8 protein-coding genes and 1 pseudogene are annotated in these 14,127 nt (G+C 46.9%); 6 read left to right on the top strand and 3 right to left on the bottom strand.

Annotated features, from left to right (window positions below; all coding sequences use genetic code 11):
• Nucleotides 1-80 precede the first annotated feature (80 nt).
• Complete coding sequence (locus tag B5M13_RS16875) at nt 81-4,091, bottom strand: hybrid sensor histidine kinase/response regulator transcription factor (RefSeq protein ID WP_080056779.1); 4,011 nt, start codon at nt 4,089-4,091, stop codon at nt 81-83.
• Nucleotides 4,092-4,245: 154 nt separating this feature from the next.
• Between B5M13_RS16875 and B5M13_RS16870 the strand changes: the two genes are divergently transcribed.
• The 5 genes from B5M13_RS16870 to B5M13_RS16850 all read left to right on the top strand — a co-directional run bounded on the left by B5M13_RS16870 (nt 4,246) and on the right by B5M13_RS16850 (nt 9,392).
• A complete protein-coding gene (locus B5M13_RS16870; protein ID WP_080056778.1) occupies nt 4,246-4,707 on the top strand; it encodes an SRPBCC family protein in 462 nt (153 codons plus the stop codon).
• Between the two features lie 294 nt (nt 4,708-5,001).
• Entirely contained in the window at nt 5,002-6,246 is a 1,245-nt protein-coding gene (locus B5M13_RS16865; RefSeq protein ID WP_080056777.1) for a dicarboxylate/amino acid:cation symporter, read from the top strand.
• A gap of 97 nt (nt 6,247-6,343) precedes the next feature.
• The gene (locus B5M13_RS16860; protein WP_080056776.1) at nt 6,344-6,781 is read left to right on the top strand and encodes a chromate transporter; all 438 of its coding nucleotides are present in this window, start codon (nt 6,344-6,346) and stop codon (nt 6,779-6,781) included.
• Nucleotides 6,782-7,052: 271 nt separating this feature from the next.
• Nucleotides 7,053-7,967: an ABC transporter ATP-binding protein gene (locus B5M13_RS16855; RefSeq protein ID WP_080056775.1), complete on the top strand. Its 915-nt coding sequence runs from the start codon at nt 7,053-7,055 to the stop codon at nt 7,965-7,967.
• A 102-nt stretch (nt 7,968-8,069) separates the two neighbouring features.
• A complete protein-coding gene (locus tag B5M13_RS16850) occupies nt 8,070-9,392 on the top strand; it encodes an ABC transporter permease (protein ID WP_080056774.1) in 1,323 nt (440 codons plus the stop codon).
• A gap of 74 nt (nt 9,393-9,466) precedes the next feature.
• Here the strand turns inward: B5M13_RS16850 and B5M13_RS16845 are convergent.
• Nucleotides 9,467-12,399 (bottom strand): annotated as a pseudogene (locus tag B5M13_RS16845) (hypothetical protein).
• 140 nt (nt 12,400-12,539) lie between these two features.
• On the opposite strand from B5M13_RS16845, the gene B5M13_RS16840 reads away from it, so the two are divergent.
• Nucleotides 12,540-12,869: a YegP family protein gene (locus B5M13_RS16840; RefSeq protein WP_080056773.1), complete on the top strand. Its 330-nt coding sequence runs from the start codon at nt 12,540-12,542 to the stop codon at nt 12,867-12,869.
• A 61-nt stretch (nt 12,870-12,930) separates the two neighbouring features.
• Here B5M13_RS16840 and B5M13_RS16835 read toward each other — a convergent pair whose 3' ends face one another.
• Nucleotides 12,931-14,004: a glutaminyl-peptide cyclotransferase gene (locus B5M13_RS16835; protein WP_080056772.1), complete on the bottom strand. Its 1,074-nt coding sequence runs from the start codon at nt 14,002-14,004 to the stop codon at nt 12,931-12,933.
• Nucleotides 14,005-14,127 lie beyond the last annotated feature (123 nt).

The raw sequence follows: 14,127 nt of genomic DNA, 5'->3' as shown, positions 1-14,127 counted from the left end.
CTATTTATTGACGGAATAGACTTGCAAAAAGGAGAGAACAGTGTAGATCTATAGTAAAATTGTACTAAGAAGCGACTGGGTCAGGCTACCTCATGACGGTTCTGGTCGACGTACTCAGAAGGGGTTACGTGGTACTGATCTTTAAAAACTTTAGAGAAGTAAGCAGGCGTATCGAAGCCTACTCGGTCGGCTACTTCAGACACAGATACGCCAGTCAGGAGTAATTCGGCCGCACGCTTTAGTCGTACCATTCGGATCAGCTCATTGGGGCTAAGACCAGTCATTGCTTTTACTTTTCGGTTCAGGTGCATCCGGCTCATCCCTATGGCTGTTGCTAAGGGTTCTACGCCAAACGTTGAGTCGTCGAGCCGCTCTTCCAGAATTCCATAAATCCGATTCATAAACTCATCCTGTGGGTCCTGGCTGGTAATTGGGAGGTTGCCCTGTCGTAAAAGTTGCGTACGAAAATGCTGGCGCATCCGTTGCTGGTGTTCCAGCCGATTACGTACTCTTGCCTGAAATTCGGCTACCTGGAATGGTTTGGCCAGATAATCGTCGGCTCCGGCCGATAATCCTTCTACACGGCTTTCCACTGAGGCCTTGGCCGTTAGAAGAAGAATAGGAATATGACTGGTTACAGGATTACTTTTCAGTTGTCGACAAAGTTCATAGCCATCCACTTCGGGCATCAGCACATCGCTAATGATCATGTCGGGCCCTTCGGCAATAGCTGCATTAACACCTGCCCGTCCATTATTGACTCGTTTCACGCGCCATTCTGGATTGAGTGTAGACACAATGTATTCGGCCAGCTCATCATTATCCTCCACTAGTAATAGACGGAATACTCTCTCATCAGTAGTTTCCAGACTAGTCGAAGGTTGCTCTGAGGTTGTTGGTGGCGAAACGAGTTCGGATTTGGCAGGTTGGTCAACTACAAGTTCGGCCCGGGCTTGTCGACAGTGGAGGGAAATGGTAAAGGTTGTCCCTTCTTCAGGCTTGCTTTTAACCGACAGCGTTCCCTGCATGATTTCAACTAACTCTTTGACCAGAGCCAGGCCAATGCCCGATCCGCCAACGGCGCCTTCTGCTAGGGGGTTGGCCTGATAAAAGCGATCAAAGATGTGCGGCAGTTTTTCAGGGGCAATCGGTGTACCTGTATTATGTACCGACAAACGAATCAGGTCTGTATTGGCTGAGTTGGATAGGGCCGGGTCTAGCGGTTCAACCGTAATTTGAATCGTTATGGTGCCGTTGTCGTTGGTAAACTTAAAGGCGTTCGACAGCAGATTGGTCAGAATTTTCTCGATCTTATCTGGATCGAACCAATAATAAGGTTGTGTAAACTGATGGGTTAGGTTCAACTGTATATTCTTACGCTGGGCTTCATCCGTAAAAACAGCTACAATTCGCTTAATAAACTCAGGCAGATCGCCGGGGCTAGGCGTAATTGTCAGGTTACCGGCATCGAGTTTGGCCAGGTCGAGTAATTCATTGATCAACCGTAGTAACCGATTGGCATTCCGGTAGATAAGAGCAAGCCGATTGAAATAGGGCGAGTCGGCGGTATCGGTTAATACCTGTTCTAACGGTGTTAGAATTAAAGTTAGTGGAGTGCGAAGCTCATGGGTGATGTTGGCAAAAAAACGTGATTTGACTTCGTCGAGATGTTTGAGCTGAATGGATTCCTGCTCACGAAGCTGCATCTGATTCTTCTGATGTAGTCGCCCGATACGGATTCGGATAAATAACAGCAGGGCACCTATCAGCAGCAGGGCGTATAGTGTATACGCCCACCAGGTGGCCCAAAGCGGTGGCTCAATAACAATGTGCAACGTATGCGTATGGGGGCTCCAGACCCCCGATGTGTTGGAGGCATTGACAATAAACGTATATGCTTTGGGGGTCAGATTGGTGTACGTTGCCGTTGTAATGTTCCCGCTATAAATCCAGTCCTTGTCCAGTCCGATTAGTTTATACCGGTATTGATTCTTGTGGGGTTGATTATATTCAAGGGCTGCAAAATCGATTGATAAAAAGTTCTGATGGTTGGATAGAACGATTTCCTGGATTTCATTAATGTCTTTATCGATGGGCGAGTCTGGCGTATTGGCCGTTACGAGTTGATTGCTGATCCGGAAAGCTGTTAGTACAACGGTTGGTTTGACAGCATCTTCACTGATTCGGTTCGGATCGAAAGTCGTGTACCCACCCACACCACCAAAAATGAGCCGTCCATCGGGTAAGGTTACGTCGTAAAATTGTTTGAATTCTTCACTGGGCAACCCGTCATCGGCCATATACGTTCGTACGTCGTGTGTTCGTGTATCGAACCGGCAAAGACCACGATTCGTACTTAGCCAAAGATGACCTTTATTGTCGGTACGAATGGCATATATTACGTTGGTCGACAGAGCTTTACCGATCGGAAATCGCTCAATATAACCCGTCATTTTGTTGAGTCGGCAAAGACCCTCACCAAATGTACCAATCCATAAATAGTTATACTGTAGAGGATCCTGGGCCAGGCAGAGTAATGAGTTACCGGGTAGTGCGTGAGGGTTACTGGCTACGCTTTGCCAATGAATGAGCCGTTTACTAGGCAGATCAGCCCGGAGGAGTCCATGATTTTCGGTTGCCAAATAGATACGACCACCATCCACAACCATACTTGTAATGGTATAAGGATGATTGGCTGGGAGTGGGAGTGGAAAGGCTGTAAACGTTTGGAGGTCGGCGTTGTATCGAACCACCGCCTGATTGATGGGACCAAGTAAACCCCAAAGTTCGCCCTGGGCCCCGGTTGCCAATGCAGCCAGCCGAAAATTGCCATTGGGTAGCCAGCGCGTTTCGATACCGGTAGGCTGTACGGATACAAACGATTGACGAGACGCATCGTATCGGTAGGGGGGCGTTTGCAAACTACTGATCCAAAGTGTTCGACGCCCGTCGAATTGATAACGTATTCCCGAAGGTGATTGCTGGCGTATGGCCTCTGGAATTACACTGGCTGGTATATTGGCCTGTTGAGTGAGCCAATCTGTCTGAAAATTAACCCGATAGGGCCAGGTTTGAAAAGGGCGCTTGTTCAGATCATATTTGATCACCCCATCGCCATTGAGCCCAATCCAGAGTACGTTGGAACGATCAACCAAACTAGTTAAGGGTGTGAATCGGCCCAACTTAGGGGATTCGGCCGAAGCATCTTCGAGCAGCGAAACCAGCCCTGTTTGATCGGTATAGCGGTTTTGATTAATATAATCAACGCCCTGCTGATCCGTTGCGAAGAGAGGTAACCCCGGTTCATTGGTCAAATTGATTACTTGCCTGACTTGTTTATTGGCAGGATTGAAAAACGCAACGCTTCCTGGAAACCCCAGCATCAATTCCCCATTGCGTCGCTGGTGGAGTCGATATACTTCGTTTTGAGGAAGCCCCTGATCGGTGCGAAAGGCGATTAACTGCTGTAAACTCAGATCGTATCGAAAAAGCCCGTCATGAGTAGCCAGCCAAGGCTGATTTTGACGATCAACCAGGATAGCATGTATTAGTGCCTGAACGGAGTCGCCTTTCACGGCCCAATGTCGGTGCGAAATAGACCCATTGGCATTGAGCCGAAAAAAACCATTTGTTCGGGTGGCAACCCAAACGTTACCGACACGATCGGGCTGAATACCTATTAGTTGATCGCGACCTAAAGCCTGCTGAAAGGCCCGCGAGTTGGAAATTCGGTTGGAACGTTCAGTAACAGGGTCAAAACGGTCTATATGGTTGTTTTCGGTACGAATCCAGAGTTTCCCGAGTACATCTTCCCGAATTTCATAAATACTGCTAAACGAAAGCGACTGTGCCCGTTGTGGATCATGTGTGTAAATCCGAAAACGAATACCATCGTACCGGCAAAGACCGTCGCGGGTGGCTAACCAGATAAATCCCCGTTTATCCTGAATAATCGAGTTGACGAATCCCTGAGGTAGGCCATTGCGCACAGTCAGGTACTCTGGCTCAGGTGGGCTAGCCTGCAAATGGCCGGAAAAACTAAGCAGACCAATAACTATCCAACAAACTAACCTCCGAGTGAGTTGACGCATACACTTACCGGGAATTCGCCCAATGGGGGTTAGAAGAAGCAGGTGAATGGGTAAATATATACCTTTGATTGTTTTTGGCAACCTTAAAATTGACTTTTCCAGTAAAAGGTAAATATGTTCCTTCGTTTCTTGCTCCACAATTCATACTCCTGTTATGCGCTTTGTCCTTAAAACCGAGGTAAATCAGCCGTTGCCCAAGGTTTGGGAAGGCTTCAATCGAGCGCTGTTTGAACAGCTGACCCCTGCATTTCCACCGGTGAAAGTGGTCCGTTTCGATGGCTGCTTACAGAGGGATCTGGTTCATTTACAATTAAACTTTTTCTTGTTTCGCCAGGATTGGATCAGTCGTATCATCGATCAAAAAACCAGCGACGAAGAAATCTTTTTCGTTGACAAAGGCATTCGTCTTCCTTTCTTTCTGACGTACTGGGAGCACCATCATCGCCTTCAACGATTACCCTCTGAGCCCGAAAATCGTAAGCAGACGGTCATTATTGATGATATTACATTTCGTACGCCATTCAAGTTGACCGATTACCTTCTCTATGTTGTGTTGAAGGGGCAATTTGCGTGCCGAAAACCAGTTTATCGACGTGTTTTTAACCGAATTTATTGATTAAATGGTTGTTCAGGTCGCATGATACGGGCTAGTACCTTAACATGCAAAAAAATGGTGTTTGCGGTCGGTTGACTGTTCATTTCTGCGAAAAGGGTTGCTAAAAAGAGACGAAATGCCCAATACATAAGGATTTTCGGAACTGCCCGGATTCTGTTACATTTGTCAGATAGGCTTGTTGCCTGTAAATCCCATTCGGTTTGACGGCTGTTGTTTACAGGTGCCTAGCCGGAATTATGGATAGATAACCTAAGGTCAAGCAAATCATCAACCATCGAACTGGACTAGTACTACATGAAACTCCCAAATCTGACAACACGAATTTTTCTGGGCATGGTGCTCGGGATTGCCATTGGGTATTTTTTCCCGGATACCGGCTCGGGTTTTTCGGGAACCGACCTGAACATCCTGTCCAAGATTTTTCTTCGGCTCATTAAAATGATCATTGGGCCACTGGTTTTTTCAACGCTGGTGGTCGGCATAGCCAAGCTGGGAGATTTTGGTGTTGTGGGACGAATCGGGTTAAAAACGCTGGCTTATTTTTACTTTGCAACAATCCTGTCGCTGGTGGTAGGGCTGCTGGTCGTAAACATCATGAAACCAGGTGAAGTGATGGATTTGCAATTGCCAGCCAAGGGCACAGATGTGGGTCTGGAAGTCAAAAAACTTACATTCACTAATTTCATTGAGCACATTTTCCCAACGAGTTTTATTGAAGCGCTGGCCAATAACGAGATCCTTCAAATTGTTGTATTCAGTATCTTTTTTGGCGTAGCTGTAGGATCCGTCGGAGCGTATGGTAAAATAATGATCAAAGCTCTTGACGCGCTTTCGCATATCATGTTCAAGATTACGGGTTATGTCATGTCGTTTGCGCCTTTCGGGGTACTGGGGGCCATTGCGGCTGTAGTAGCCAAGCAGGGACTGGGTATTCTGGCCGGATATGCTTATCTCATCCTGTGCTTCTTTGGTGGGTTGTTGTTTTTTATTTTTGTGGTGCTGTCGCTTATTTGCCTCGCAGCCCGAATCCCCTATTTTTCCCTGCTGAAAGAAGTCCGTTCAGCTATTATCCTCTCGTTTAGTACGGCAAGTTCAGAAGCGTCGTTTCCGCAAACGATCGAGGCCCTACGTCGGTTTGGGTGTTCAGAACGCATTATCTCGTTTGTTTTGCCGCTGGGCTACTCGTTCAATCTGGATGGGTCGATGCTGTATATGACATTTGCTACGGCCTTTATCGCCCAGGCTTACGGTATTCCTCTGTCGTTGGGGCAACAAATCACAATGATGCTCACGCTGATGATTACGTCTAAAGGTATTGCAGGCGTGCCACGGGCTTCGTTAGTGATTATAGCCGGAACGCTTTCGCAGTTTAACCTCCCCCTTGAAGGGCTGGGGCTGTTGTTAGGGATTGATCAGGTACTGGATATGGGCCGATCAGCAACCAGCGTGGCGGGTAACGCGGTAGCTACCTGTGTAGTCTCGAAATGGGAGGGCGAATTCAGGACGCAGCCTGTTGAATCTGACGAGGTTACCGTTTGATAAATCATGAAATGATTTTGTTGAAAGGGTACTATAAACCGTAATTTTAAGGAGGTTAATCATTTATTTATCGTATTCCCTAAACCTCTTTATTCTTATGGCTCAACCTGCCGTACTCGAAGCTGAATTAGCTCCTTATTTTACAACCAAAGCCCCTTTTCAATTCCCTATAAATTTTCGGGAAGGGTTTGTTAAATTCTGGCCAATCGTCACACTGGTCTTATTAATTCTGGCGGCTCCTGGGATTCTACTATTTTTAGGAATCGGAACCGCTTTAATGCCTGCCACTTTTATGGGCGGTGTAAGCGTTGGGTTTGCTTACAGTGTTTCTATGATTTTATCCATAATTGGCTTAGTATTAAGCATTTTAGCACTTCCTGGATTGTTCAACCGGAAACGGTCAGGTTGGGTGTACAGCTACTACGCCCAGTTAATCAGTGTTGTAACCAGTATTTTTTCCTTCAGTATTGTGGGCGTTTTAATAGGCTTGCTGTTTCTGATGTTATTATTCCAGGTCAGAGAGTATTACAATTGAGTGAATAAATGAATTCCTATTATATGGATTAGTCGTCTATACATTCCGATCAAAAAAGATTTGCTGGTAACTCTGCGTTACTTTAACCTATTCTAAAAAATTTGACTAGAAAAGGCCATACTCGCTGTGGAGTATGGCCTTTTTTATGACCGTTTGTAAGGCGCATATGCAGTTCGTCCGTAAATTGGTAGTAGATACTCGCCTTATGGTCGTAGTTTGATGCGTCAACCCAATACGAATTAACCTAAACAGATTTAAGTTACCGACACTCGTGACTAATATTCTCGAAACCCATCACATCATCAAACAATATGCCGAACACCGGGCGCTGGATGACGTGAGCTTGTCCGTCCCTAAAGGGTGTATTTTTGGCCTGCTAGGCCCCAATGGCGCTGGAAAAACCTCCCTGATTCGTATCATCAACCAGATCACAGCTCCTGACTCAGGTGAGATAATTCTGGATGGTGAGCGGCTTAAGCCAGACCATATCAAACGCATCGGTTACTTGCCCGAAGAACGGGGCTTGTACAAGAAAATGAAGGTTGGCGAACAACTGCTTTACCTGGCACAGCTTAAAGGCCTGACTGAAAAACAGGCTATGGAAATGCTGAAAGTGTGGTTTGTCAAGTTCGACATCAAGACCTGGTGGAATAAGCAGATTCAGGACCTTTCGAAAGGGATGCAACAGAAAGTTCAGTTTGTGGCAACGGTCTTGCATGAGCCTGACCTGATCATCCTTGACGAACCCTTTTCTGGCTTCGACCCAATCAACGCTAACCTGATCAAAGACGAGATTCTGGAACTACGCGAGAAAGGGAAGACCATTATTTTCTCGACCCACCGGATGGAATCTGTAGAAGAGTTATGTGATTACATTGCGTTGATCAACCGATCACACAAAATCCTGGATGGTTCGAAACGGGCGATCAAAGAGCAGTTTAAAACGCACACCTATCACATTGAATACCAGGGGGTGTTAACAAGTCTACCGACGGCTTTTGAGGTTTTGAGAAACCAGCCTTTGGAGGACGATTTCCAGCGGGCCGATATTAAGATCCCACCCGATGCTTCGGTAAATGACCTGATTCGGCACCTGATCGACACGGTTGCTCTTCGATCTTTTGGCGAAAATATTCCCAGCATGAACGATATCTTCATCCAAACCGTAGGCGAAAACAATGATTGAATGATAGCCTGATAGAATGGTTGACTGCTTCAGTCGAGGTATTCGTAATGCTGTTTATCAATTCAATCAGGCTGTCATTCATCAATTCAATCATTAACTCATATGCATACAATTTTCCTAATTATTAAACGCGAATACCTGGTACGGGTGCGCAAACGGTCGTTTATCGTTATGACGATATTAGGCCCCGTTCTGATTTTCGGCTTCTATGCTATTATTGGCTGGGCCGCTATCAGCTCCATTAACCAGAAGAAGGTCGCCGTCGTCGATGAGAGTGGGCGGTTTGTCAACAAGTTTAAGGCCGATAATGAAACGGTGTTTTCGTATCCGAAGCAATCGCTGACCGATGCGAAAAAATCATTTGTGAAGCAGGGATACGATGCGCTCGTCTTTATACCGAAAGATGTGATTGACTATCCTAAAACGGTACAGATTTTTGCCGAAAAGAGCGTAAGTCTGGCTTTGCAGAGTAACATCGAACGGGCTATCGGTAAAGAGATTGAGACGATTAAGCTGGAGCAGGCTGGTATAACGCAAAAAGTGATTGAAGATGCCAAAGTAAACGTCGATGCGCAGACGATCAGCCTGAGTGATTCGGGCGAAAAAAGCAGCAATGGCATCGCTACAACCATCATCAGTGGGTTTTGTGCCTTACTCATCTATATTTCAGTGCTTATCTACGGTACGCAGGTGATGCGGGGGGTAATGGAAGAGAAAACTAACCGGATTGTTGAAGTTATTATCTCGTCGGTAAAGCCGTTCCAGTTGATGTTGGGTAAAATAATTGGTGTTGCTCTGGTAGGATTGACCCAGTTTCTGCTCTGGATTGCCCTGACTGCCGGTTTAATCACTGTTGGTTCCAGCCTGTTGGGCCAGAAGGAAGCTGCAAAATCGGCTATGTCGTCTCGGATGAATGGTATGCCGGGCCAGCAGGAAGTTCAGCAGAAGATGGCAAAAGATAAGAACCCAGTTGCCAACATCATGAAGGCTGTTGAAACACTCAATATACCTTTGATTATCAGTTGTTTTCTGTTTTATTTTCTAGGAGGGTATCTGCTTTATAGCGCTTTATTCGGGGCCATTGGCGCTGCCGTCGATAGTGAGACAGAGACGCAGCAGTTCATGTTTCCAATCATGATGCCTATCATTGCGGCTATTGCCTTTGCTCAGATTGCCGTTCGTGACCCCGATGGGCCGCTTGCCTTTTGGACATCCATCATTCCCTTTACGTCGCCAGTAGTTATGATGGTGCGGGTGCCTTTCGGGGTACCAGTTTGGCAATTGATGCTGTCGATGGGGCTGTTGGTGCTGGGATTCTTGGGTACAACCTGGATAGCTGCCCGAATCTACCGCGTCGGTATCCTGATGTACGGAAAAAAAGTTTCCTTCCGCGAACTATCGAAATGGGTGTTCTATAAAGGATAATCGTTAGAAGTTCATGAAGAAGGGTGACGCGGGATGACTAGCTAGTCATCCCGCGTCACCCTTCTTCATGCATATCAAATCCCAATATCAATAACCAGAGGCTGAATGAGCCACTGGCCCGTGGTCAGATTATAAATGCTTCGGAAACCCGCTTCGAACGATGTGCGTACGCGGAGAGCATTAAAGACAAAAGAAACATCGAGTCCTGTAGTCTGAAAATTATGAATCTGGGTTTCATAACCCCGTAGTCGGCCATAAACGTCCCGCACTTCAACGGAGCTTTGACCATTCACTCCATCGACAAATCCAGCCGCTTTAATCCGTTGTACATATAACCAGCGCCCAAACGACCAATGCATATCAGCAATAGGTAATCGATATTCTACACTACCTACTTTGATCTGATCATCAGCAATATAAGCCTGCCCTCTGGGGTAAAATACCGCGGCCCCAAATTGATACGTTCCCTGAGCCTGTAGCTGATAACCAGCCCGTAAACGTAGGGAATGATGTTTTCCTAAACCGGGTAAGAATACATTGCCTTGAATGCCTAGTTGTTCGGCCGTGAGTTTTCCGCCAAAGGGCGTCGTTCGATAGTTTACCGCTATCGTCTGGCCCCAGCGTGGCGCCACATCCCGCTTGCTTTGTCGCAACAGATGTGAATAGCTGAATCCATAAGTCAGGGCACTCAACGACCCCGACGAACCTACTTCGGTTAGATAGCGATACGGTAGGTCGTATCCGTTCACCTGCAAATAATTATAATAGGCCGACAGGCTGATCGACTGTATATATTTAGAATTCGTTAGTTGTAAAGGCAACCGAAAACCAGCCGTAATCTGGTTGTAAGTCCACCGATCGGTCCGCAGGCTATCAGCAGGAACAATCTTGTCGATATATAACGAAGTCGAACGGGCTCCACGCTGAAAACTGACATCAATAATCGGATATAGCCCCTGATAACTCAAAAGCGCATAAAAATTGCCCGTTCGTTCGGTTTGATTATAGGTATAACCCGCACTGAGTTGGGTAGTACTTAGCAAATCCTGTGAGTTAAGACCAATTGACAGAGTCTGACCAGTACTGCTTAAAACAGGTCCCCAGTTATACACATTGAAGGCATGTGCTAACCGACGGAAGCGAGAAGGTGAATAGGAGGTAGCATTTATTGACGAGTCGGCCAAAACGAATCGGCCTTCAGCAGCACCCGGTTCCAGTTTCGCTAACGAGCCGAAGTAGCGGACAGGATTCTGCCGGACTGGCTCAGCTACGGGCTGCCAATCTGAAGGGTTGAGTGGCATATCGGTTATGCGGTAGCCAGTAGCCGAAAAGTCCTCAAACGCCAGGCGGCTGCCAGAGGGCGATACAGTGGCATGATAGGCAGCTAGTGGGCGGGAAGTTACCTGAAAAACCGCTTTCGACGTACTGTTCACAGCATAGATATTATCGATACCCGAGCGGGGTGAGTTGTAAAAAACATAGTTTGCCCACGGTTGCGGGTGGCTGATGTTTTCATTGGTCCAGGGAAGTAAATCGATTCGATTTCCCGACTCGGTATCCAGACGTCGGAGTGTTTTCTTACCATCTTTCAGCACAATGACCAGAATGGTTCGACTGTCTTCGTACCAGCGTGGATGCTGATAAAATTCGTTGGTAGGGTTCGGAAGTTTTTTCAGGATCTTGCCAGTGAGCGCATCGAGTACAAGGAGCTGAGTTTTGTAGCGTTCTGTATTATCGACTACAATTAACTTCGAGTTATCGGGCGAGATGGCTACGGTTGTATACCGACTCCGATGCGTCAGACGGGTGAGTTTGCCTGTTTTGATGTCCAGCAGACGGATGTTTGAATAGATGCGCTGGCTCCATCGTGGATCATAGCCAAACTCAATCCAACACGCCTTAGTAGAGGTTGCCGACAACAGGCTCGGATCGTTGATAAAGCCTTGTACCTGAATCGTTCTTTCGGGTTGGTCTTTACGTAGAATCACTAGGCGTGGTGTGTCGCCGAGACCACTTTTTAGGCATAGCACCGTCGAGTCGTCCAGAAACTGGGGATGCTGGTAATTGGTAAAAACAGGTTTAGCGGTCCGCTGCTTTTCGGCTTTAGTGGGAAAGGAATTGGCAGGGGTTAGGGTGATCTGTTCCTGTTGTTTTTGCCAGATTTCCGTCAGATCATCCATCGTTTTGCGATATAAATCCTCGGTTCGGAGACCGGTTTCGTCCTTGATACTAGCCGAAAAGGCAAACGGCCACGGAAAACGGCGGTAGTTTCGAGTCAAAACCCGGCTCCATACATCAGGCCCGTAGGTTCGCTTTAGGTACGTGGTCAGAAAATACCCCAGCACATAATGATTCGGGACATTATCACGGAATGAACCGGAAACGGCTTTCGGATAATCGAACCGATTGCCTGCCAGTAGATTAGCTCGCATGCCCAGGTCGAAGTTGGGGATTCGCCCTCGGCCACTTGTGCTTAAAAGCGTTTCATTGCTAACGGCATCACCTTCGGCAAACCAGTCAGGCACCGTAAACAGGGGGAGATAAAGTCCGGTACTGCCCAGCAAGGTATTAAGAACCCGTCCATACCCTTGTAATGCTTTATCATTTTGAACGACGTGTCGGTATTCATGAACGGCCAGTAGATCGAGCCAATTGAACGTGCCTAGCAAGCCAGGGTCCTGGGGGCAATGGCAAAAAACTCCGAACGACGTGGGAATAGAGTTACAAACCCATTGCTGTTGGTAGTCTGGTTTTGGAGCAGGACCGAAAGCCGACGGGGCTGCTTGCCAAGTGACGCACTGGCAGGCTCGTACAGGTCTTCAAGCCGATTGGCGGTTCGTTGAGCCGTCGAGTCGAGACCAGTCGGGTAAAGAACGCGAAAGTGAGGGGTATTGAGCTGATACCAACGCAGACGGGTTGGATTCTGATCCAGAACTGGAAGAGTTTGAGCCAGGGCCGTTAGCGAAGCTGGCAGGAGCAGGGTAGTTAAGAGTCGTCGTAAATGCATCAGTATCAATGTTACGGCTTTTTCGCTGAAAATTTATAACGGGTATCGTGCCGTATCGTCTACATTACTAATACCCATTGTTTTATCAATAAGAAGTGACTTAATTTACGTCTAATGTCACCCTTAATTCACTGTAACACATGGGAAAGTTTGTTATTTCGACCCGGAAAAACGGAGAGTATCAATTTAATCTGAAAGCGGGTAATGGTCAGATCATTCTGGCCAGCGAAGGGTATTCAAGCAAGGCCGCTTGTGAAAACGGTATCGAATCAGTACGGAAAAATTCGCCGGATGATGATCGGTACGACCGTAAGGAATCAGCCAATGGCAAATATTACTTTAATCTGAAAGCCGGCAACGGCCAGATCATTGGCAGCAGTGAAATGTATGAAACCATAGCCAGTCGGGAAAACGGTATCGATTCCGTTAAGCGAAATGCACCCGAGGCCACCATTGAAGATGCAGATTAAACGGCCTCGTTGATGATTGGCTGGTAACTGAATACCGCTTGCCAGCCAATCATATCCCTTATCAACGCAGCGCCACGGGCTGTTTAGGCTGGTTCCTTAACTGGATTTTGAACAGAGTGGGCCAGTTTTTACCTGTCACATAAAACGCATTTTCGTCGGCCCGGTACGCAATTCCATTCAGCACATTGGCTTTGGTATCAATGGTTTTTGGTAAAATAGCTTCCATCGAAAGTTCTCCAACCACCTTTCCCGTCGTTACATCGATCTGCACGATTCGATTGGTTTGCCAGACATTGGCGAACACATAGCCATTTACATATTCCAGCTCGTTGAGATTCATGACCGGCCCCAGATTGTCGTAAACAGCTAATTCGCCTTTACGACGAAAGTCTGGCGTTAGAAAAAACAATCGATTGGTGCCATCACTCAGAATTAATGTCGAGTCGGTATGCGTAAGCCCCCAGCCTTGTGTGTGATAGGTGAATGTTTTATCGAGCGAAAAATCCATGTTATACCGAAAGCATACGCCCGATGTCCAGGTAAGCTGGTAAATTTTTTCGCGAAAAATAGTAATCCCTTCCCCAAAGTATTGACTGGCCAATGGCACCGATTTTTTGATGGCACCCGTTGTCAAATCCACCTGCATCAGCTTCGATTGACCATTGAGGCCCGTGCTTTCGTATAGGTTACCCTGATAAAATTCCAGCCCCTGCGTAAAGCTCTCCGCTTGATGAGGAAATTGTTTCAGTACTGAATAGGTGAGGGCTACAGGTCTGAAATCGGACCATAATTCAACCGAAAGCGTATCGGATATCTCCGTTTTGTTGCGAAGCTTCCCGGCCACGATGAGCGGATGCAGACCTGTTTTTAGGGATGTCGCCCGAATGCTTAGCGTACTATCCGTCTGCTGGATGATACGTATGGGATTGGCACCTAGCGAGATGGATGCCGCTAAAATAGGTTCACGAAGTTGAATCTGTAGCGTATCGCCCAGCGTGAATGTATTTTTAGACAGCGTAGCTACTGATGGCTTCTCTGCCTCAGTAGTTGTTGTGTCGTCATTTCGTTTCGTCTGGCAGCCAACGTAGAAAATACTCAGCAGCAGCACGACAATTGAATACAGGTTACGGTTCATTGTTAGTTCATTGGCCTTGCTTCGGCATATGTTCGTAGTAACGGACAGTTGATCAATTTCTATAAACCTACCCGATGCCAATGATTGAAATCGCTTACAAAAACAGCTTATGAATCGTTTATC

Origin of the sequence: Spirosoma aerolatum (genome assembly GCF_002056795.1) — a bacterium.
GTDB lineage: Bacteria > Bacteroidota > Bacteroidia > Cytophagales > Spirosomataceae > Spirosoma > Spirosoma aerolatum.
This window is presented reverse-complemented; position numbering and strand designations above follow the sequence as displayed.